Raw genomic sequence first — 21456 nt, 5'->3', positions numbered from 1 at the left:
TTGCCCGATGTCCAACGGTTCGTTAATGTTTCAAGCAACTCGCCGTCGCTTAGCACTCTGGTATGCAGGCGTTACGGCGCTGTTGCTGCTTGTCTTTGCGACAGGGGTTTATGGGTATGTCCGCAGTACGTTGATCGATCGCATTGACGATACGCTCAATCATGTCGTCGAGGTTGTGGAGCGATCGCTCGTTCTCCAAACCGAAGCAGGCGCGAAAGTCAATTTCGATCGCAATGTCGAAGTTGTGGGCGACGATCGGATTGAGATTGAATGGTTCGACTCCAACGGACAGCTACTTTGGTCTACCTTTCCCGAACCCCTCGAGCTTCCCCTACAACCCTACTCGCGAGGTCATACCGTTCGCGTCCCCGGCAATACACTTCTGCGACAAGTTACGCAACCAATCGAACGCAACATCGCCGAACCCCTGCGCCAGCGGGCGATTATTGGCTACCTGCGCGTCAGCCATCCTTGGTTTGAAGTCACCAAACCGATCCACCAACTGATTGTAGACTTAAGCGCGGCAACAATCGCGATGGTCGGCTGCTCTGCCGGGGTGGGTTGGTGGCTATCGGGGCTAGCCATTCAACCCGTGCGCGATTCCTACCAGCGCTTAAAACAATTTACCGCCGATGCTTCCCACGAACTGAGAAATCCGATCGCAACAATTCAAACCAACGTCCAAACTGCCCTCGCCTACCCCGATGCCGAACCGCAACAACGGCAACGCCAACTCCAAGCGATCGAACGCTTGACGCGCCGCTTGGGGCGCTTAACCAACGATTTGTTATTTTTAGCCCGTTCCGATAGCGGAATGCTGCTAGGCGACGAACAAGAGTTACCCCTCGATGCGCTTTTAATTGAAGCGATTGAAGAACAGCGCCTTATCGCCGAACAGCAAGGAATTTATCTGTCGGCGCGCATTGTCGAACCCGAAGAAGAAGCTTGTGCTTTGGGCGAAGCGGTTTTTGAGACGAAGGGCGATTGGGATCGGTTGGCGCGTTTGTTTACCAACTTAATTAGCAACGCGCTCGAACACGCTAATTTACAAGAAGTATCCAGCCAACAGGGGCAAGAAGCAGCCGTAGAAGTTGAGTTGCAGCGCGTCAAAAAAGACCGCACGACTTGGTTGCAGGTGCAGGTGCGCGATACTGGGGCGGGCATTCCCGAATCTGCGGTTCCTAATTTGTTCGAGCGCTTCTATCGGGTGGATCCGGCGCGGGCTAGGGATCCTGAAGGCGAAATGGGGACGGGATTGGGACTCGCGATCGCGCGCGCGATCGTCGAAAGCCATCGCGGACAGATTAGCGTCAGCAGCGTCCTCAATCGCGGCACGACCTTTACCGTCCTACTTCCAGCGGCTAAATAATGAAATAAACTGAGTCTCGCGAGTCGTATAGTAAACCTAATGCTTCAGACACAAATTAGTCGCATTAGAAGTTAGCACGATACAAATTAGAAGGTACAAATCGCTGAAAACCTTCTGTAGCCTTGAATGGACGCAACTGGACTCGAACCAGTGACCCCCACGATGTCAACGTGGTACTCTAACCAACTGAGCTATGCGTCCGTAACGGTTTATTATTTTAGCATATATCTCTAAAATCAAGCAAGCATTATTTAAAAATACGGCTCGGCTGCTATTCGAGATGGAAGAAAGTTTAGGACAGAGCGAGCATTACCGTTCTTGGCGGAGAGCTTAAAGATGTAGGAACGAATCAGCATTCGTCCCTACAATCGGCAATTCTGACCTTTGCTATTGTGTACAATCGCGAGGAACGAACCGATTCTCTAAGGCGCGGGAACTGCCGTCGGAATCGGACAACTGACCTGGGTTCCCCCTAAACCGCAGTAGCCGTTGGGATTTTTGGCGAGGTACTGCTGGTGATAAGCTTCAGCGTAGTAGAATTCGGGAGCATCGAGAATCTCGGTGGTAATCTCGCCATAGCCTGCTGCACTTAAAGCTTCTTGGTAAGAGGCTTTGGAAGTTTCTGCCAGTTGGCGTTGGCGATCGCTGTAAACATAAATACCGGAACGATACTGCGTCCCAGTATCATTACCCTGGCGCATTCCTTGAGTCGGGTTGTGACTTTCCCAAAATACTTTCAGCAACTCTGAATAGTCGATAATTTTTGGGTCGAAAACGACCAGAACGACTTCGTTATGACCCGTTCTTCCCGAACAGACTTCTTGATAAGTCGGGTTTGGAGTTACGCCTGCTGCATAACCCACTGCCGTGACAAAAACGCCCTCTTGCTGCCAAAATTTGCGCTCTGCTCCCCAGAAGCATCCCAAGCCGAACATAGCGGTCTCTAAGCCTTCGGGAAAGGGAGGCTTGAGGGGATTGCTGTTAACGTAGTGCTGAGCGGGAACCGACATCGATTCCGAGCGCCCCGGTAAAGCTTCTGCTTCCGAGGGAAGGGTTAACTTTTTGCCAAATCCAAATAGTGCCATGAGTCGTTGGTTGAAATTTTGCTAAAGATTGTTACCTTAATCTTTAGAGTAGGCGATTTTTTCGAGGAGGGGGGGAAAGAAGCGGATCGGTTATCTGGACTTGACCGTAGAATCTATCAAAAAATTCACTCGTCCGTATTTTTACTTATATTTTCATCTTTTTTCTCAAATAAAAATAAATTAGTGCTATTTCAGTAATTTCTTTGTAATGGCGTACAATGATTTGTAGAAAGCTTGCAGCGGCTTGGACGACCGAGCGGGAAGGCTCTCAGTCAAACTTCGACTGGACAAGACCGGCGATCGCGAGCATAATGAACACAATACGACTTCCAACGGCCTGAAAAAGTCAGAAGGCAGCAAAAACGGGGAGATTGCACGCAAATGCGTCAAAACGATTGACGATCGCGATACAAACAACATTTCACTTTTCGCTAGCATTCGACGTTGAGCTAATCCTTCAAGCCTTGGGTTTTGCCCATTCGCGCCATCAAGCAAGAGTCTTTAGATTAATGACGCAAAACAGCCAAACCATTCAGATCGAATTCGACCCAGACCGTGCCTACATCGCGGTTACTTACGATAATCTGGATGTAGGGTTTTGTACGCCCGAATTTGCCTCGCGGATTGTCGAAACGTTCAATGAAAGCGAGCAGTTGCGGGAAGAAAAGGAAGTCTTAACCAAAGCCCTCCATATCGCTTGTCTGGATATTTTGAAGCGATCGGGAAAAACGCCGAACCAAGTCAATCAACTGATTCAAAAGTATTTAGAGCAAGCTAAGCGCCCGGAACACGGAACGCGAGCGATTGCTTATCTATTGCGCGATCGCCAAAGAGAATTAAATGTCCCCGATAAAGAATTTATTTTCTTTTGTAACTCCTACCGCCTTTCTCCCGAAGAATTGCGGGATATTTATCGCGGCAAGGAAGTCAGTAACGAGCAACTGAAAGTGCTATCAAGAATCCTCGGCAAAAGCGTTCAGGAACTCATTGAAATTCGAGACGGCTTCAGCAATAACGAAATCGGAATGCTGGCGCGCATTTTAGGAACCTCGACTAACGAATTAGCGACGCTACTTAAGTAAAATTAAAAATGAGAGCAATTGTTCATCCCGGCAGCGCTCTTAATGCTGTCGAATGTTGCTGTAGAAAGTTTGGCAGGCGAGGAGTAAGGGAAGAAGGTTTTCTCGATGCTTGTGAAGCAATCTCGCATCGGCTTTAAGAAATCCCTCCGGATCGATTTGCTCGGAAAGAGGAACGCCTGCAACGAGCGGATCGTTTAGTTTATTGAGAAAGCGAATAATCGCCACAGGCATTTCCGCGCTATCAAAAAAAGGAAATAAGAGAATGTGGTGCAGGGAAGTTGCTTTGACGGTTTGGTATTCCTCCGATCGTAGCGCGGCGGGATCGCTGTCGAGGTTATTGTTAAGCCGCACCGAGCGATCGGCCAGAACCCGCGCCGCAAAACCGCGATCGCACGGTACAATCGTTTCGCGAACCGCATCTCCCGGCGAATCTGCCACTAACGTTCCCAATTCCCGAGCCGCGCGATCGAACAAAAAGATCGTTACAGCCTCGCAATTCACTGCTTGGCGAAGGGCAGTACCAATCAATTCCAGCCAAGCATAAAGCGTTTCGTAGCTGGAGGTCGAGCGAAATGCGATCGCCTCACTCAACAAAACCAGCGCTTGATAGAACGTCTCTCGCGGCGTTTCCTCAGCACTCCGCTTAGCCGCTTGGTGGGTGCGGACGTAATTAAGAATTGCACCGACTCGTTCGTTAAACACCTGCATCGATTGGCGATCGTTCTTATCAAAACTCGCCTTAAAATAATCCGGCACCATCGGCCAAGAGACGGGATCGTACTCCAGATTCGTTCCCGGCTTGCGCTTGTTCACCAGTTGCGTCACGCCCAACAATTCGCCATCGGGACCGAACACCGGCATACATAATAAGCTACAAGTGCGATAGCGTGTTTTTTCGTCAGTTTTCTTCGCATTTGTTGCGTGAGGATTATCGTAGAGATCGAAGGGAATAATTGTTGGTTTGCGGGTTTCGGCGACTTTCCCGGCAAACCCTACGCCGATGGGACAGCGAATAATAACTTTTTGCGGCAATTCCGTCCATAACTCGCCGCGATCGCGATCGACTAGCCATAAAGTCGAGCGATCGGCATTCATGAGCTTTTTAGCCGCCTGCATGATCGTTTGCAATACGGTTGTTGCATCGGCCAAATCGAGACTGTCGAGCGATCGCGTCGCCTCCGCCAGCGCTGCCGTCGCCCGCACCTTCTTCGTCGCCGCATAAGCTGACTGACAAATCTCCAAAATACGGCGAATCGGCACGACGCACTTTGCCAACCGTTCGATATCGGTTACGGTAAACCCTTTCATCGCCGTTTCCGCCTGCGGCACTTTATTAAGGAGTTGAATCACCGCAATCAACTCTTGATGGTCGTCGAGAATGGGAAAAGCGAGGATATTGTTAGTTTGGTAGTTGTACTTTTTATCAAACTCCTTAACCAACTGCGATCGCGGGTCGCTATACACATTATCCGGAATATGAATAATCTGCCGCTCGGCTGCCACTTGACCGGCGATTCCCTCGCCGATGCGCAATTGAATATCGAGAAATTCGCCGCTTTGTCCTTGGGCCACCAACGACCATAACTCGGTTTTATCTTCGTTAAGCAGAAAAATCGTCGTGCGCTCGGCCGCCAGAATTTCGCCAACCTTTGCCGTCACATCTCGCAACACCTCGTACAAGGTTTGCGCGACGCTGCTATCGTCTGCCGCCGCGCGATCGGTTTGCGCCAGGATATCGACTTGGGCGATTAACAGCTTGCGTTCTAATTCTGCAAACCCTTGCACGAATTCCGCATCCGAGGACTCGACTTTTTCGTGCAAATTTTCGAGGGTGTTCTCCACCCACTCCAGGTTAAAAATCGAGGCTTGAATCCAGTTATGAACCCTCAGTTTTGTCCCCTGCTTTGCCACCAAGCCCAGCAGTTGCAGTTCCTTCTGTTCGGCGCTGTTATTCGCGGCTATCTCGCCTTGTTGCAAAATTTCGCGATAGAGTTGCAACATCTTAATGCTGCGCGGTTTGGGCTGTCTGAGGCGATCGCGCGTCGCTCGTAAGGATTTTAGCTCATCGCGACTTTCCCAATTTTCCAGCCATTGCGATCGCACCAAGTTATCGACCCATTCCCCTTCACCGCCTTCTGATGGCTTATCCGGGGCATCCACGATTAACTTGCACAGCATTTGCGTCAGAAAAGGTTCCTTTCCCGTCCAGCCCAAAACCGCCGCAATCAGCTTTTTATAATTCGTCGATTTTTCGGTCAATCCCTTCGCCAGGAGAACTCCAGAAGGACTATCTTCGTTTGGGCTTGGGGTAGGTGCGGCCGGGGAAATCATAGCGCCAGGGGTCGATGCACAGCGATCGGAAATATGCCATTTCAGACTATCACAACCCTTCAGGGAAAACGGTGATTTTTATCCAGTGCTTGTTAAATATATTTAACGATGCGATAGGAGTGCCTTCCTCTCCAGAATTGCAGCGCATTGCCAACCCAGCGTATTGCCCCAACCATTTCCCGGCTCTGAAGACTATGCTAGTAGTAGTTCAACCTATACCGATTCGGATCGACATTTCTGTGAGATATGGCTAATACAACGAACTTTCGCGATGCCATTCGCCAAGCGCAATCTTCAGCGCTACTCGGCCCGAATGTCATCCCCAGAGCTTTACCTTTCCTTGGCGGCGGGCTGGTTTTAACCGCTGTCGGTACTTACGGCGGACTCGGGATGTTGGGCAACAATCCCGGTTTGTTTATGACAACCTTCTGGATTGCCCTCGTTGCCGAATTCGCTCTTTACTTCGTCGTGCGCGGGATTGCCGAACGCGGCAATAATACCGTCGCCCTCCCCTTACTCGCGCTCTACAGCTTGCTTTCCGGCTATACCCTCAGCGGGCTTGTCGCCGTAGCGCTGGGAACTTCGGGAGTGGGCATTCAGGGCGTAGGAGTCGCCGCGATCGCCTGCGGGATAACTTTTATCGCGGCGCGCAGTATCGGTTCTAACCTTTCCGACAAAGATGGACTGGCGCTAACGCAAACCGTGCAAATCGGCATTATCGCGCTGTTTGTCGTCTTAATCGTTCAACTGCTCTTTACCGTTTTTGGCTTCGGCACGCCCAGTTGGATAGAGATTGCTATCTCTGGCGTGGGAGTCGTGCTGTTTGCAGGTGCGTCGGTGGTCGATTTCTACATTTTGCCCCGCACCTACCGCGACGACCAAAACCTGCTGGCGGCGCTGTCGATGTATTTAACGTATATCAACCTGTTTATCTTTATTTTAAGACTGCTGATTGCGCTCAATAGTCGAGACTAAGCGCGATCGCTGCCTTTAACTCTATTGGGTTGCGACCCCGAAGCGCAGCCCATTTTTTTGAATTTTCAATTGGTTGTAAACTGTTAATTTGAATCCCTTGGCTCTCCTTAGAAGCGAATGTCATTTATCCGCGAATTAAACAAACAGTTAGTCCGTAAAGAGCGTACTGCCGTCGAACTCGCGACCGAAGCGCTAGAGCGCATTCAGAAGCTAGAACCCAAACTGCATAGCTTTCTCCACGTCACCGCAGATCTAGCCCTTGCGACGGCTAAGCAAGTGGATGCGAAAATTGCCGCAGGTGAGGAAATTGGACTCCTAGCTGGGATTCCAATTGGTTTGAAAGACAATCTTTGCACCAAGGGTATCCCGACGACTTGTGGCTCTCGGATTTTAGAAAATTTTGTCCCGCCTTACGAGTCTACTGTTACCCAAAAGTTAAAGGATATCGGAGCCGTCCCCGTCGGTAAGACGAATTTAGATGAATTCGCGATGGGGAGTTCGACGGAAAACTCGGGTTATCAGGTAACGGCAAATCCTTGGGATTTATCGCGGGTTCCCGGTGGTTCGTCCGGCGGTTCTGCCGCAGCCGTAGCCGCAGATGAGTGCATCGTTGCCTTGGGTTCGGATACGGGCGGTTCGATTCGCCAGCCCGCAGCGCTCTGCGGCGTAGTCGGATTGAAGCCGACTTATGGGTTAGTCTCGCGTTACGGTTTGGTTGCTTATGCTTCGTCCCTCGACCAAATCGGGCCGCTGGCAAGGACGGTGGAAGATGCAGCGATTTTGTTAAGCGCGATCGCGGGGTACGATAACAAAGATTCTACCAGTATTAAAACCGCTCTCCCCAATTACACTCAACTCTTGCGCCCTCACTTTCGCCCGCAATCGCGCCTCAGAATTGGCGTGATTCAAGAAACCTTCGGCAGCGGTATCGATTCGGAAGTCGAAGAACGGGTGAAAAAGGCAATTGTCGAACTTCAGGAGTTAGGGGCAGAAATTGAAGTCATTTCTTGTCCGACTTTTAGTTACGGCTTGCCCGCTTACTATATCATTGCGCCTTCGGAAGCATCGGCAAATTTAGCGCGTTACGATGCGGTGAAATACGGCATCCGCGCCGAAGAACCGGATAACCTGATTTCGATGTACAAAAAAACGCGCGCGCAAGGCTTCGGCACCGAAGTCAAACGACGCATTATGTTGGGAACTTATGCCCTCTCCGCAGGCTATTACGATGCCTATTACCTGAAGGCGATGAAGGTGCGGCAGTTGATTAAAAAGGACTTCGATACCGCTTTTGAAAAGGTCGATATTTTGGTGTGTCCGACTTCGCCGACAACAGCATTTAAAGTCGGAGAAAAAACCGACGATCCTTTGAGTATGTATCTTTCCGATTTGATGACGATTCCGGTGAACTTAGCCGGTTTGCCCGCATTGAGTATTCCCTGCGGCTTCGACTCGCGAGGACTGCCCATTGGAATGCAGCTAATTGGTAAGGCGCTACGAGAAGATTTGTTACTACAAGTGGCTTACGCTTACGAGAAAGCTACGACTTGGCATATTCCAAAGCCGAAGTTCGATTGAGGAATTTGTCTTGAGGTTTTCGCGCTTTTGTGTTGCTGTTCTCGAGGAAATCGAAAATGTTAGGATTTGTCGCTGGCGCGGTTTTAGTCGCGTATCTTTCGCTTTGCTTAATGCTGCGAGCGTGGCAAAATCGTTTCATCTTTTTTCCGACTGCGACCATAACGCAGACTCCGAGCGATTTTGGGGCGCGTTACGAAGAAGTTCGATTATCCCTTCCTGATGACGCACCGGGGCAGTTATACGGCTGGTGGTTGCCCGCGACTGCGCCCGCCCGAGGCACAATCCTTTATTGCCACGGCAATGGCAGTAATATTAGTGGCAATTTGGGTGCGGCGCTTCGTTTTGTCAGTCTGGGTTTTAATGTCTTCTTATTCGATTATCGCGGTTACGGTCTGAGTACGAGCGGTTTCCCGACGGAGGCGCAAGTGTACGAAGATGCGGGCGCGGCGCTGGATTATTTGCTGCAAACCCGACAAATCGCTCCCCAAACAATTATTCTTTACGGACATTCTTTGGGGGGTGCGGTGGCGATTGAGTTAGCAGCGCGCCATCCCCAACTCGGCGGTTTAATCGTGGAAGCGTCGTTTACTTCAATGCAAGAAATGGTCGCTTTTCAGCGCATTTATGCTCTGTTTCCCGTTTCCCTGCTCCTCAGCCAACGCTTCGATTCAATACACAAACTACGGCCTTTGTCAATACCCATTTTGTTGATTCATGGTACTAGCGATCGCACTGTACCCTATACGATGAGTCAAGCACTCTTTGAGGTCGCCCCCGAACCGAAAAAATTGCTCCTCGTTCCCGATGCCGGTCATAATAATGTTGCCGAAGTCGCGCCACAACAGTATTTACAAGCCATCGACGAGTTCGCGCAGCACCTCCAGAGCGAACAGCAATCTCTGAGCCGTTAAGCAGGGATCGCCGCCTGGGATACAATACCTAAAGTTCTCGTTTTCGAGTTAAAAAACCGCTTTAGGAGCAAGAATAATCATGGCTGTTGTCGCTTACTTTGGAATTTTGGCTGCTTTCACCACAATCGTGATGGGAATGTACTTCACCTTCCGCGCTATCAAGCTAATCTAGAGCAATTTTATATCCTTCGATGCAGGGGGATATGACATTCGCTTAATTTCCGAATTGCTGATTTTTTAAATCGGTAGAGTAGGTTGAGTAAGGGCGCGTTTTCAGACTTTAATATTCGCGGTAGTCACCAAAGTTTTGATAAACGCGCCCCTATAAACTTTCTAATCGACTTTTAACGAGGGTTCGACAGATGCTCAAACCCCATTTCGTTTGATACTGAAAGCTTAATGATTTCGTTGATTACTCCTTTTGATAAGGTTCTAACAGCGTATTCCAACTGTTACTTGCTTGTGCGTACTCCAGTTCGCAGCGTTCCGCACGGCTTTCAGGTAGTATTTCTTCGGTAACGAGATACTCATGAGTTGCCGGATCGCTACCATAAATCAGACAAGCCATATTATAAAAACGCTGTTCGCCTAAACTATGCTCGTCCCAATAAGCAAGTTCTTCAAACTCGGCTTCTTCTTCAGCATCGACAGCGAATTGTAACATTCCCGAAATGGCAGAATCCGCCTCATCCCAATCGATGAGTAGAATCGCAGCTAAATTATCGACTGCATCTTCTTCTTTTCCGAGTACGGGCAAATCGTACTGGTCGATTAAAGCATGACCGAGTTCGTGTAACAAAGTGAAGTAGCCTGCATCGATAACTTCAGCGAGGTACTCGTCTCGAGAAGTTGCACCTTCTGCAAAAATATTGACGTATTTTTGGATCAACTCATAACACATCGAAATTTTGACTTCTGAGGGGTCATAAAAGGCATTCTCCTCACCGCATTCTTCAAAGTAAATCGGAATATCCTGCGGGAGGGCATAGCTTTCATTTAACCAAGCGACCAATTCATTGTAGAAGTTTGATTTCTTCAAATCTTGGCTAAGCTGAGCAAACTCTGGGTTTTGGGGCGTTTCGTAAATGACGGAAAAATCACCCTCATCTTTAATATCGGCGGCTTTAACGATGGGGTTTTGTAATAGAATTGCAGAACTACCTACAACGCAAGCCATTGTCGTTAATGCCGTCGCTAAAAAGGATTTTCCTGGGGGCATACTCGATGATTTTGATAAAGATTTCAGGATTCTAACATCGCTTTTACGATTCGTCGAGATTGCACTTGCTCAACGACTGCCGCGCGCGAAGATTCTTCCTGTGATGGCGCGATCGCGCGATAACGGAGGATTGGGCAGAGGATCGAAAAGCAAGGGTTACGCGATCGCGTTTTACCATTGATTAAGGCGGGCTAGATATTTCTTAAAACAACTTAAAATAAGTCGTTTAAGCAACAATTCTTTATAAGCTATTCAACCTAAAAGCCCTCGTAGATTTAAGCCTCTGCCACTTCGGTTAAATTAATACAGCATCGCGATCGCGTTGTATTTTCAGAATTGGCGATCTACGATTAAGCGCGATCGCAATTGACCTTCCCCTCCCCGCAACACCACCTCCGTTAAGCTATGCTGGGGATTCTATAGCTGCAATCGCCTCTAACATCACGAGCAAGTTTCGATGAATATCTTCGCAACCTTCCCTCACAGCACTAACCAACGAACTCGCCTCCCGTTTAGTCTTTTGTTAGCGGCTTTATTCTTTAGTTCTGCAAGTTGTTCTCTAGCCGAGGCTAGAAACTCCAAAAAACAGTCAGCGGAAGCCTCTCAAGCCAGTAGTAACGAAATCGCCCCCGTAGCGCGCGAAATTCCGCTTTCCGCCGCGACTACCCTTCCCCGTGCCATCCCCGCGTCCCAAACCTTAAAAATCGCTTCTACCCCCGCCCCCGCAGCGCAACCTCCAGTTATTGCCCAACTCCCGCCGCAAGTTCTGCAACAAGGCACTCAAATTTCCCTCAACGGTAAAACGCTGCCCGTCGCATGGTTGCGTTGGCAAGAAGGTAACGAGCAACATTTTGGTATTAGCGATACGGCGGCGGCTTGGTTGGGAATCGAACTGCTAAATTCGAGCAATCCAGACATTCAACCCGTCAATTGGTTCTCCGATCCTCAAACTTCTCCCATTCTCCTCAAAACGCTCTTTCGCAATCCCTACCGCTACCTCGATCTTTCGTTTCTTGCTCCCCAGAGCAATCTGAAATGGCAGGTTTCCGGGGAGACGTTGACTTTAACCTCGCAACCGGCAAAAGTGGTTAATATCCGCGAAGGACAAGGAGAAGGGGGACAGCGTTTCGTTATCGACCTCGATCGCGCTACATTTTGGCAAGTCGATGAAGAAGAAAATACCGCAACCCTCACCTTCACCGGAACCGCAGATCCCGCTTTAATCCAACGTTTTTCCGCGCAGCCTTCCTCCGAAATTACCGCCCTCGGCAAAAAGCTAGAATCGGTTCTCCCTTTCCTTAAAGCCAAACTCGAAAACGCCGAAGCCAAAATTCTCAAAGTCGAATCCTCCGGTTCGCAGGTGACGCTGCGGCTAAAAATTCCGGAAAGTAAGCACTTAAAAGTTTCTACCCTTCCCAATCGTTTGATTGTCGATATTACCGCCAATGCCTTCGTCGAACGCGCTATTGTCTGGCAACCGGGCGTAATTTGGCGTTCTCAACAAGTCAGCGTCGGACAGAACCGCTTTCCTGTCACCTCCCTAGAACTCGATCCCCGCTCTGGCATTGGTTTGCGCCCGATTTGGGGCAACCCCGAAGGCATGACGGGAACCGAACCGTTAGTCAAAATGGGCAGGACTTGGCAGGCGGTGGCGGCGATTAATGGGGGCTTTTTCAATCGCAATATTCGCCAGCCTTTAGGGGCAGTGCGGCGCGACGGACGCTGGTTTTCCGGGCCGATCCTCCACCGGGGCGCGATCGCGTGGGACGATCGCGGTAATGTTAAAGTGGATCGCCTGACGCTCCAAGAAACGGTTACAACCGCCACGGGTCAGCGACTCCCGATTACCCATCTCAATAGCGGCTACGTGCAAGCCGGAATTGCCCGCTACACGCCGGAATGGGGCATTAATTACACGCCCCTCACCGATGGCGAAATCGTCGTTTTGGTACAAAACGATCTCGTCCTGGAACGCTATCCCGGCGGCGAACACGGCAAAACCGCTTTTCCCATCCCTCCCGGCGGCTACATCCTCGCCCTGCGCTCTAATAGCGCTTCCTTCGACGCATTTGCCCCCGGAACGCCCGTCGCCATCGACAGTCAAACCTTTCCGCCCGATTTCGCTAATTACCCTCAAATTATCGGCGCTGGGCCGCTGTTGCTGTTCAATCGCCAAATTGTCCTGGATGCAACCGATGAGAAGTTTAGCGCCGCTTTTAACCAAGAAGCCGCTCCGCGCAGTATCATTGCAACGAGCGATCGCGGCACGATTGTTATCGCGGCTATCCATAACCCCCCCAACCGTCGCGGCCCGACTCTCGCCGAACTCGCACAGCTAACACAAAAGCTCGGTTTTGTCAATGCCCTCAACCTCGATGGCGGCAGTTCGACTTCCCTATTCCTGGGCGGACACCTCATCGATCGCGATCCGTCCACTGCCGCCCGCGTCCACAATGGGATTGGGGTTTATTTACCCCCCTCGGGGCAGTAAATTCCGTCTGAAGGGTGACGGGCTGTAAAGACAGAATGTAATAGAACGTTAAGTTAAGTTTCAGTAGGAGCGATCGCGGCCTCAATTGATGTTTTGCTACTCTTAGGCCCCTGTATCCTACGATTGTATTGGAAGGTTTTGACCCTCCCGATTGCAAGTTCAGAATATTGATGAATTAGAAAGTTATGAAACTTTTGCGAGCTATTTTTTCTGTAGTTTTGGCGGTTGTCGCAACCGTTCTCGTCGCTTGCGGCGGAGCGACTGAGGCGAAAGCCCCACCCACTTATACCCCCGATACCATTGCAGCGATCGAGCGCTACATGACTCCGATTACGACGGCGCGATCGAGAATGGATGAACTCGAAACCTTGATTGAAAAGGAAAATTGGATTTTTGCGCGCAACTTCATTCACGGCCCCTTGGGTCAATTGCGAGGTAGCATGAGCTATGTATCGCGCAGTCTCCTTCCCAACGACCAACCCGAAGCGACAAAAGCTGCCGATGAAGTTTTCCAGCATCTCAACAATATTGACAGCGCAGCGAAGGAACGCAATTATCCTCTCGCTCGCCAGCAGTATCAAGAAGCCCTCAAAGATTTTGATGCGTTTCTGAAGTTGATTCCTTCGCAATCTTAAGTCTTAGATGCGACGCTTGGCGATTGTTGGCGGTGGCATTGTCGGAGCGACGATTGCTTACGAGTTGAGCGCGCTCGATGAATGGGAAATTGTTTGGTGCGATCGCGCTACTCCCGCTTCTGGCGCAACTCGATCCGCGCTCGGAGTTCTCATGGGAGCCATCAGCCGCAAAACTAAAGGCAGGGCATGGCAGTTACGCAGTGCTAGCATCCAGCGCTACGAAACCCTGATTCCCGAACTGGAACGCCTCACCGGACTGACCATTCCCTTCAATCGTCAAGGAATTCTGCTGTTACGTTTTGCCGGAGATGACCTGGAATCTTGGCAAAAGTTACAAGAAAAGCGCCTTGCTGAGGGTTGGCCATTGGAAATTTGGGATCGCGATCGCCTGCAAGCGCGCTGCCCTCAAGTTCAATGCAATCGCGCGATCGGCGCTATCTATTCGCCCCGCGATCGCCAAGTCGATCCCACCGCCCTCACTCTCGCCCTCGCTGCTGCTGCCCAACTACGCGGCGTTCGCTGCTCCTTTGGTTGTGAAATTCAAAAAATTGAATCAACTGCCCTCAATGACGCTCCAGAGCGCCGCTGTATTGCCCTTCAAGTGGGGGATACCCCCCTAGAAATCGACCGATTAATCGTAGCGGCGGGTTTAGGTTCGACTCCCCTGACTGCCGCGATCGGGCCGTCCCTTTCTTCTTCCTATGACCTACGACCCGTTTTAGGGCAAGCGCTTCACTTAAAGCTTCCCCAACCCCTCGGCGATTCGCATTTTCAACCCGTCATTACCGGCGACGACGTTCACATCGTCCCCCTCGGTGAAGGCGAATATTGGGTGGGTGCAACCGTTGAATTTCCCGATTCCGAGGGCAACGTCACCGCAGAAGCGAGCTTGCTTGAAGAAGTCCGGCAAAGCGCGATCGCATTTTGTCCCGAACTCGAAGAAGCCCAAATCCTCAGCAGTTGGTCGGGTTTGCGCCCCCGCCCCGAAGGTCGTCCCGCCCCCATCATCGAACGCTTACCGGGATACAGCAACGTTATCGTCGCCACCGGACACTATCGCAACGGCGTTCTCCTCGCTCCCGGAACCGCCATCCGAGTGCGAGAATTACTCGAGGAATAAAGGCTCGAGTCCCTCTTGCGGCTAAATACTATCCTCTGGTTTCAAAAAAATCGCTCTATCTTTTCAGAGGCAGTCATTTCAGCGATCGGTTATTAGTCATGAGGGCGTATCTTTTACCTTGTCCTCAACGACTAGGCGATTCCATTATTCACTATTCATTATTCATTAATCAAAGCGCGCGCAGGCTAATGGGAACCGGGCTTAAAGCGGGGATGGGGCCGGGAATCGGACGGGAAAACGTCGGCAGATCGACCTTACTATTGGTGCGCCGATTCTTCACTGCTAAGCGATAACTGACGCTCTGAAGCTCTGCGTGCAATTGGCGATTCTCCCGCTGTAGCTGCTCGATTCTTTCGCGAACCGGCGCGATTCGCTCGGCAAACTTGCGGCGGTAGATTTGCGGCATTTCCTGAATCGTTTTCTCTAAGGTGCGGCTGCGGTCTGTTAATTCTTGGACGGACTGGCGCAACTGATAAATTTCGCGATCGCGCACCGTAATCTGTTGTTGATAAAACTTAACCTGCTGCTCGACCTCTTGCAACTGTTCGCGCAGCGCCCGCATCTCCGACTGATGGCGCTCGGAAACCTCCGGCTGCGGCATAAAATTAGCATTCCCCTTCACCAAGCGGAAGAGTTCTTGCGACAATTGCTGCACCAGTTGTTCGCGAAGTTGTAGCTCCTCGCGCATCCGGGCGACTTCGCTGCGTATATTCTTAACGTTTAAGTTATCGGTCAAGTTCACGGTGACTTAAAACTCCAATCTTAACAAACAAATGGTTGACGGTTGAATCGCGGCTTGTCGGTTCTACATCCCCAGTCCCCAGGACTTAAGGCTGGATGCACTCCCGGATTTTAGAAGAATTGGCAAGATTTTAATATCCTACCCAAGCATCTTAGTGCGAGTTTACCTCAGTGGGAAGTGTTTGGATACAAAATTTTGTCCCTCCGACTCATTTTACTCTTGGGGGAGGATATTAGGGCGCGATCGCGGACGACGAAAAATTTCAGTTCTCGCTTATTAGTGAGTCTGGTTGAAGTTATTTGACGGCAGATCTACTCTCCCACTTTTCTCGCGTGAGTTGCCATTCCGTCTGACTCCAGCCTTTAGCACGCAACCATTCTGACTCACAGCGCGTGGCAACCCCCACAAAACCATACCGTTGCGCCAATTTTGTGACGCGCGTATTCGCATCTATAGAAATACCTCGCACCTCTTGCAAGGTTAAATCGCGAAAACCAAATTCCAGCAGAGCGCTTACAACCTCAATCGCGTAGCGGTAACGACCCCAATACTTTGGTGCCAACTCAATACCTAATTCCGCTTGCCCGATATTATAGCCCTCACAGCGCAAACCACAGCAGCCCAATAACTTACATTGATTTTCTAATTCGGTAATGGCAAGCTGATAATTGCGGCGTGGGTGTTCGGTTGCCCACTGCATAAAAAGGTCGAGAAGTTTGCGAGTAGATTCAGGAGACACTTCTTCTGCCGAACAAAACTCTTGATAGCGTGGGTCAGAGCGATAAGCCAACAAAGCCGATTCGTCAGCCCGTCTAAAGTCGCGGATTAAAAACCTTTTCGTGATAATTTCCATTGTACGCAAAGATTTTAATCATTGCCGCTGAATAGTTTAGAGTGAAATGCGATCGCATTCCTCACTTTACTGTAGCTCGAAGGAAAAGCGCGATTTGAGCTTTATCAAAATAACGATAAAGTGCAGCAGCGGCAGATGAACTCAAACTTAGGGTCAACAGCTTTCAACTGTCCGCTACCACCCAAGATTAGCTCGCGATCGCGCTAGTAGCTGAATCAATGGGATAATAAGTGAATGGCACTGAAATAAGAGTTAAAAAATCGCCGTAGAGACGTTGTATACAACGTCGTTATTGATATTTCGTAGGGTGGGCAGCGCCCACCAGCCTTAAGCCCTAAGTCAGTGCCATTCGGATAAGAAGGGATTGGGTTTCCTGCACCAACCCAACCTATTGGGTCAGCGAGCGTACTACACCCGACTCTCGATCCCATAGGAGAGTTGCTTCAGGATGTTGGAAATCATCACCGACAACAAATCTTACGGTTGTATCAGTATCGGCATAGGTTTTCACATAAATCAGGCAACCTGTTGTTGAGGAAGGGCTGTAGGGGCAATTGGGGGGGTATCTCAGCCAACTGCCTGGTGGATAACTACCGAACTCATCCTTCCAGATCCCTTCAATGATAAAGATTTCTTTGATCTCAGTTTCTACAACGTTCAACAACTGAGTATCAGGCAACCAACGCTCAATCCAGACTTTCTCTGAGAAATCTGCTTGCTCGTAGAGGTGTTGAACCTGAATTTGCGGTACTCTTCCTGCTTGCCAGGAACCCGTGAAAATGTTCGTTCTTATTTGTTGGCGAGTTTTACCACCATGTTGCCGTAATTTAACAAAAGTCAGGCATCCTTCCTCACTATAAGGGCGATGGATAAAGCCTTCAGGGTTAAGCATATAAGTACCTGGTGGATGTACCCCTGTTTCATCTGCAAAATTTCCTTCAAGCACCAAAATTTCTTCACCACCCGGATGTCCATGCAGTGGGAAAAAACCACCCGGATCGAATCGAGTTAGCATTGTTACCGGATGTTCCTGGATTTCGTGGTCAGACTCAAAACAGCCAAACCAAATTCCGGTAAAGTTTGTCTGAAACCAAGTTAGTGAGGTGGGAAGTACAGATACGCGGCTTAGTGAGTTTGCGTGAACTTTTTGGGGTTTCCACAGAGATTCAGAAGTCATCGTTCCTAAATCTTATTTTTTGAACCTAAAAATTACTTTGTATTATTATTCCACTTTGTCAGAACATTTGCCAATTAATTCCTCTATAAAGACGTTGCCATCCGAGGGGCGAATTGACTAGCTCCGCTCCAGTAATCATGCAGTTTTCCGGCTGCCTCCACCCAATGACGAACCGCATGAGAACCAATGCGAACAATCCCATATTTGGACATTTCTACAGTTTTCGCGATCGCCGCGAACCGAGCCGTTCGAGGGGTATCCCTGTTCTGTCAGACTCCGAAAAGATGAGATGAGCAACGGGAGTCTGACGGAATGGTGTTAAATCTTTAAATCGTATCTTTAACTTTTGGCGATCGCGATCTCATTTTGGTGTTGTTTTTTATAGCAACGAGATGTTATAAAATAAGGCGTGAATACTTCTAAAAAATTACTTTGTAATGTATGAAAAAATTCGTCTACAGTTTTAGGGTCATCTAAATGGAAAGGAAATTCTCGATCGAATCCTTTAAAGAAATACCAATTTAGAATAATTTTGCCTTCATCTGTCAAAGCTTGATAGAATTGCAATAACTGTTGGCTTGGGTCTGGCAGATGCTCTAAAACATCAAAGCACAAAATCGTATCAAATGTTTCCAGTGCTGGCAATTCTACATAACAACTAATTTTTTGACTCAATCCCAGTTGTTCAGCCCGATACTGTACAAAATCACGATTGATAGGATTAATATCGCAATAAACGACTTGCTCGACTTGAGGACAAAGGGCAGCACCAAGAGCATGAGTTCCTATCCCACCCCCAAAATCTAACACGCGCCCTTTAGCAAAATCTGCTATTAAACGCAATGTATCATTAATATAGTCATAACTTGACAAATGCCAAGCACCTAGTTCAAATAAATAAAGTTCCCCAACCTTCTCCCGATAAAATGTGCTAACTTCCTCCCAATTAAAGTCTTTATGTCCTAACTCTATAATCTCTTTCTGCTTGGTTTCTAAATTACTCTCTAATGTTTGGCTATCGCAATTGAGAAATTCTTGTAGATGCTCTTTTAAGTTAAATGAATTCTCTAAAGAACTGGCTAAGAAAGATGGGGTAGGAAACTCGCGCATAATTTTTACAGAAGCATAAAACTCCGTCTAGAGTACCATATTAACGATTTATTAAGGAAAAGCGCAGTTCCGGCGTTGTCGGATAACGATTAATTGTACCGCGATCGCCAACACTATAGCCGATCGGTTTTAAACGGAGTCAAGTCTTGCGGATGAGTGACTGTAATACCCGATATACCTGAAAAATCACTAGGATTGAAGGTCAAAAGATGTGTAATTTCATTGGCAAGCATGATGGCAATGATACGAGCATCATGAGTTCGTTTACCCATCACTCTGTTAGTTGTGACTAAATTCAACCAATTTGGAAATATCTGCGGAGATTCCTCCAAGAAGGGAAAACGATCTAAAAGCTGCTCTATCGTGCTTCTGGTTTGTTCTACAGTCCAACCCAAGCCATTAACTTGAGTGGGTCTTGTGGCAACAACCCAAAATTCAATAATAACTTGCATCACCAGTAAACATTCATCCGATCGCATGAGTAAATGAGAGATTGCATCCGTTGCAAGCTGATGCTGCACGTCGGAAGAATTGCAGAATCGCATAACAACATTAGTGTCAAGCAAATATCTCGTCATTATTCGTAAATACTATCGCGGCTAAAGGCTTCGTCTCGTAGACTCGGACTATTTTTAGGCAGTTGTGAAACCCATTCACGGAATTCTCTAGCCCTCTCAGGTGGTTTTGCTCTTTGCCAAAATGGAACAGACAAGGCAACCTGTCTAGACTGAAATTCAAGGAAGGCTATGAAATCAGCAATTTTTTTAAGTTGCTCGTCATTTAGCTTGTCTAATTCTTTTTTAATGTCTTCTCTCAGCATCGGTCAATTTTGAGAAAATGGCGATTCTTTATAATAACCGATGTGCAAACCTCGTGAGTCACAGACTTAACTGGAACGGCATCAATCACGCGATCGCACCTCCCCACCTTTACTGTAGCGCGAAGGAAAAGCGCGCCCCGCGAAGCGGCACGGAGTATCGCGGCTTTATTTCAGATAATGATTGAGTTCGGCGGCATTAAGGAACTTTTGATGCCCTACCGATAATCTCTCTTCTGCTGCTGCAACGATTTGTTAGCCCGTTGCTTGACGCTCGTTTAGCCATCGTTGGAATGATTTCTGACTTTCCCCTGATGATTGCCCAAGGATTACGTTCTTGACACTGATATCTTCGTCAAGTTGATTCCAATGGACACCATCCCCGCTACCAATTAATCGCCAGTTATTCCGTTCTTCCATTGAGCCATGTAAGAGGCGCGGATACCATGCCAACGGCACAGAAATCGTGCGACCATCAGACAAATCTACAGATAAAGTGTCATCTGTAATTTCAACTGTCTGAATCTTAGGTACTTCTAGCAGTTCAACCGTTAAAGAAGTCATTCCAGCCTTTTAGCAATGGTCGGTGTGCAATGGGATTGTTATACTGCTGCGCTACTCTAATGTAAGCGAGGTTATTTCAGACTGAGTGTTCTAGTATAAAGCCAAATAGCATTTCATTTAACAGCTAATAATAGCCATACTAATCCGAAATTGGCACATCAATTCTAGACCATGCCACACAAACATTATCTTTGATGATATAGCACTCCACAAAATGCGAACCATAAAACTCGCTTGATTCAATTCTTTGATGATTTCCACTATCGTTTAGAATTTGTCCTCGAATTAGATTTCTTCTGATTGCTTCTTTACCAACATTGCGAACTTTCCATTTGACTTGAAATGGCTTTGGCACATTACAGGCTTTAATATAAAATTTTAAGGTATTATTCCGAAGTAAAGGTAATTTATTGAAAATCATCTGAATTAGTGAATGAGTTCTAAATCCTTTTTGTGAAACTAGGCAATCTATTTTTAAGTTATATCGAATATTAACTTGATGATAATCTTCAATAAATTCTTCGGATTCAAAGGGAAATCGATTTTTTCCAAAATGAGATTGCCAAGCTTTACAGGCATCTTTTTGACTTGACTTATCGCTCAAGGCTTTTTCAGCGGATTTAATGAAACTGCCAAGCTGTCCTAAAAAGTAATTTTTTTTAGTCCTACTATAATCTTCTAATAGGTTTTCATCAGCAGGAGTAGTTGGGCGGTAACAGGCAAAATTCTGTTCCAATTGACTCTTAATCCTGACTAAAGTTTGGTAAAAAGCTATGTCGTCTCGTTCATCAAAAACGAAATTATTAGCAGCTAAAATCGAGAATATTAAACCACTTGGTAAATCACCTTTTCTGTAATCACTCCATGCCTTTAGATAACGCACAATTCGCTTTAGTTGACCATCTTGATCTACCTTGCTATTAAACCATTTAATGAATTCTCTGGGATCGCTTTTAATCCACCCCTGTCCTTTATGAGCCAGATATGGAGTTTGACCTTCTATAATGTAATAAATAGGAAAATCAAGATGATACTGTCTGGCATAAACAAGTCTGACACAAGTTTGTTTATCAATAGGCTCTTGTTTCGTATGCCCATTTATGGCTTCACAAATCCAACGATGAAAAGTGCTAATACTTTGAAGTGGTTCTACTTCCACTTTAAAATAGACACCATCATCAATGTCAAACTCTCCATCAAGTGGTTCAATAATAGTGTTCATCATAAATGAACCCTGTCCATGAAACTTTGGAGAAAAGCCGTTCTGCTTATCTCGAAAATACTTTCTGATTTTGTCACGAACGGCATCACGGGATTTACGTAATGTCTTTTTGTAATTAGATTCTAAGGCGATAGCTGCGTTAAAATCCAGAAATAATTTATGACAGTTTGCCACA

The 21456-nt window shown here is 48.0% G+C and carries 22 protein-coding genes and 1 tRNA gene; 10 read left to right on the top strand and 13 right to left on the bottom strand.

Annotated features, from left to right (window positions below; translation table 11 throughout):
* The first annotated feature begins 25 nt into the window (after nt 1-25).
* Entirely contained in the window at nt 26-1369 is a 1344-nt protein-coding gene (locus tag H6G50_RS20360) for a HAMP domain-containing sensor histidine kinase (protein WP_190720624.1), read from the top strand.
* A gap of 127 nt (nt 1370-1496) precedes the next feature.
* Here the strand turns inward: H6G50_RS20360 and H6G50_RS20355 are convergent.
* A tRNA-Val gene (locus H6G50_RS20355) sits at nt 1497-1570 on the bottom strand.
* 221 nt (nt 1571-1791) lie between these two features.
* The gene (gene msrA / locus H6G50_RS20350; RefSeq protein WP_190720519.1) at nt 1792-2454 is read right to left on the bottom strand and encodes a peptide-methionine (S)-S-oxide reductase MsrA; all 663 of its coding nucleotides are present in this window, start codon (nt 2452-2454) and stop codon (nt 1792-1794) included.
* Between the two features lie 509 nt (nt 2455-2963).
* Between msrA and H6G50_RS20345 the strand changes: the two genes are divergently transcribed.
* Nucleotides 2964-3536, top strand: a complete 573-nt coding sequence (locus H6G50_RS20345) for a hypothetical protein (RefSeq protein WP_190720517.1) — start codon at nt 2964-2966, stop codon at nt 3534-3536.
* A 39-nt stretch (nt 3537-3575) separates the two neighbouring features.
* On the opposite strand, the gene H6G50_RS20340 is transcribed toward H6G50_RS20345, so the two are convergent.
* On the bottom strand, nt 3576-5867 hold the full coding sequence (locus H6G50_RS20340) for a GAF domain-containing protein (RefSeq protein ID WP_190720515.1): 2292 nt from the start codon (nt 5865-5867) through the stop codon (nt 3576-3578).
* 246 nt (nt 5868-6113) lie between these two features.
* On the opposite strand from H6G50_RS20340, the gene H6G50_RS20335 reads away from it, so the two are divergent.
* From H6G50_RS20335 to H6G50_RS24505, 4 genes are all read left to right on the top strand, one after another.
* On the top strand, nt 6114-6842 hold the full coding sequence (locus tag H6G50_RS20335; protein WP_190720512.1) for a Bax inhibitor-1 family protein: 729 nt from the start codon (nt 6114-6116) through the stop codon (nt 6840-6842).
* Between the two features lie 117 nt (nt 6843-6959).
* Complete coding sequence (gene gatA, locus H6G50_RS20330) at nt 6960-8420, top strand: Asp-tRNA(Asn)/Glu-tRNA(Gln) amidotransferase subunit GatA (protein WP_190720509.1); 1461 nt, start codon at nt 6960-6962, stop codon at nt 8418-8420.
* Nucleotides 8421-8476: 56 nt separating this feature from the next.
* Nucleotides 8477-9331: an alpha/beta hydrolase gene (locus H6G50_RS20325; RefSeq protein ID WP_190720505.1), complete on the top strand. Its 855-nt coding sequence runs from the start codon at nt 8477-8479 to the stop codon at nt 9329-9331.
* A gap of 79 nt (nt 9332-9410) precedes the next feature.
* Nucleotides 9411-9503 carry a cytochrome b6-f complex subunit PetL gene (locus H6G50_RS24505; protein WP_190720502.1) on the top strand — a complete coding sequence of 31 codons (93 nt, stop codon included), beginning with the start codon at nt 9411-9413 and terminating at the stop codon, nt 9501-9503.
* A gap of 240 nt (nt 9504-9743) precedes the next feature.
* Here the strand turns inward: H6G50_RS24505 and H6G50_RS20315 are convergent, their stop codons facing one another.
* Nucleotides 9744-10550 (bottom strand): DUF4344 domain-containing metallopeptidase, encoded by an 807-nt coding sequence (locus H6G50_RS20315; protein ID WP_190720499.1) that lies wholly within the window; start codon nt 10548-10550, stop codon nt 9744-9746.
* Nucleotides 10551-11007: 457 nt separating this feature from the next.
* Between H6G50_RS20315 and H6G50_RS20310 the strand changes: the two genes are divergently transcribed.
* The 3 genes from H6G50_RS20310 to H6G50_RS20300 all read left to right on the top strand — a co-directional run bounded on the left by H6G50_RS20310 (nt 11008) and on the right by H6G50_RS20300 (nt 14796).
* Nucleotides 11008-13041 carry a phosphodiester glycosidase family protein gene (locus H6G50_RS20310; protein WP_190720496.1) on the top strand — a complete coding sequence of 678 codons (2034 nt, stop codon included), beginning with the start codon at nt 11008-11010 and terminating at the stop codon, nt 13039-13041.
* A 185-nt stretch (nt 13042-13226) separates the two neighbouring features.
* A complete protein-coding gene (gene psbQ / locus H6G50_RS20305) occupies nt 13227-13676 on the top strand; it encodes a photosystem II protein PsbQ (RefSeq protein WP_190720493.1) in 450 nt (149 codons plus the stop codon).
* Between the two features lie 7 nt (nt 13677-13683).
* Nucleotides 13684-14796, top strand: a complete 1113-nt coding sequence (locus H6G50_RS20300; protein WP_190720490.1) for an FAD-dependent oxidoreductase — start codon at nt 13684-13686, stop codon at nt 14794-14796.
* 169 nt (nt 14797-14965) lie between these two features.
* On the opposite strand, the gene H6G50_RS20295 is transcribed toward H6G50_RS20300, so the two are convergent.
* The 7 genes from H6G50_RS20295 to H6G50_RS20270 form a co-directional block, all read right to left on the bottom strand.
* Nucleotides 14966-15538: an Npun_F5560 family protein gene (locus H6G50_RS20295; protein ID WP_190720487.1), complete on the bottom strand. Its 573-nt coding sequence runs from the start codon at nt 15536-15538 to the stop codon at nt 14966-14968.
* Between the two features lie 295 nt (nt 15539-15833).
* A complete protein-coding gene (locus H6G50_RS20290) occupies nt 15834-16391 on the bottom strand; it encodes a GNAT family N-acetyltransferase (protein ID WP_190720484.1) in 558 nt (185 codons plus the stop codon).
* A gap of 388 nt (nt 16392-16779) precedes the next feature.
* Nucleotides 16780-17568: a cupin domain-containing protein gene (locus H6G50_RS20285; RefSeq protein WP_190720480.1), complete on the bottom strand. Its 789-nt coding sequence runs from the start codon at nt 17566-17568 to the stop codon at nt 16780-16782.
* Between the two features lie 83 nt (nt 17569-17651).
* On the bottom strand, nt 17652-17780 hold the full coding sequence (locus tag H6G50_RS24500) for a hypothetical protein (protein ID WP_277882713.1): 129 nt from the start codon (nt 17778-17780) through the stop codon (nt 17652-17654).
* Nucleotides 17781-17907: 127 nt separating this feature from the next.
* Nucleotides 17908-18678, bottom strand: a complete 771-nt coding sequence (locus H6G50_RS20280) for a class I SAM-dependent methyltransferase (protein ID WP_190720478.1) — start codon at nt 18676-18678, stop codon at nt 17908-17910.
* A 113-nt stretch (nt 18679-18791) separates the two neighbouring features.
* Nucleotides 18792-19256 (bottom strand): type II toxin-antitoxin system VapC family toxin, encoded by a 465-nt coding sequence (locus H6G50_RS20275; protein WP_190720476.1) that lies wholly within the window; start codon nt 19254-19256, stop codon nt 18792-18794.
* Nucleotides 19256-19498, bottom strand: coding sequence for a hypothetical protein (locus H6G50_RS20270; protein ID WP_190720475.1), 243 nt, complete (start codon nt 19496-19498; stop codon nt 19256-19258). Before H6G50_RS20270 ends, H6G50_RS20275 begins: the two co-directional genes overlap by 1 nt.
* Nucleotides 19499-19551: 53 nt before the next feature.
* Here H6G50_RS20270 and H6G50_RS24495 point away from each other — a divergent pair, with 53 nt between their 5' ends.
* Nucleotides 19552-19683 carry a hypothetical protein gene (locus H6G50_RS24495; protein WP_277882712.1) on the top strand — a complete coding sequence of 44 codons (132 nt, stop codon included), beginning with the start codon at nt 19552-19554 and terminating at the stop codon, nt 19681-19683.
* A 67-nt stretch (nt 19684-19750) separates the two neighbouring features.
* Here the strand turns inward: H6G50_RS24495 and H6G50_RS20265 are convergent, their stop codons facing one another.
* Both H6G50_RS20265 and H6G50_RS20260 read right to left on the bottom strand, forming a co-directional pair.
* Entirely contained in the window at nt 19751-20059 is a 309-nt protein-coding gene (locus H6G50_RS20265) for a DUF2442 domain-containing protein (RefSeq protein ID WP_190720473.1), read from the bottom strand.
* A 139-nt stretch (nt 20060-20198) separates the two neighbouring features.
* Nucleotides 20199-21455 carry a cyclic GMP-AMP synthase DncV-like nucleotidyltransferase gene (locus H6G50_RS20260; protein ID WP_190720470.1) on the bottom strand — a complete coding sequence of 419 codons (1257 nt, stop codon included), beginning with the start codon at nt 21453-21455 and terminating at the stop codon, nt 20199-20201.
* Between the last annotated feature and the right edge of the window lies 1 nt (nt 21456).

It is taken from the genome of Oscillatoria sp. FACHB-1406, assembly GCF_014698145.1.
In the GTDB taxonomy this organism is placed as follows: domain Bacteria; phylum Cyanobacteriota; class Cyanobacteriia; order Cyanobacteriales; family Spirulinaceae; genus FACHB-1406.
Note: the sequence above shows the minus strand (reverse complement) of the source record. Positions and strands in the feature narration are given on the sequence as shown.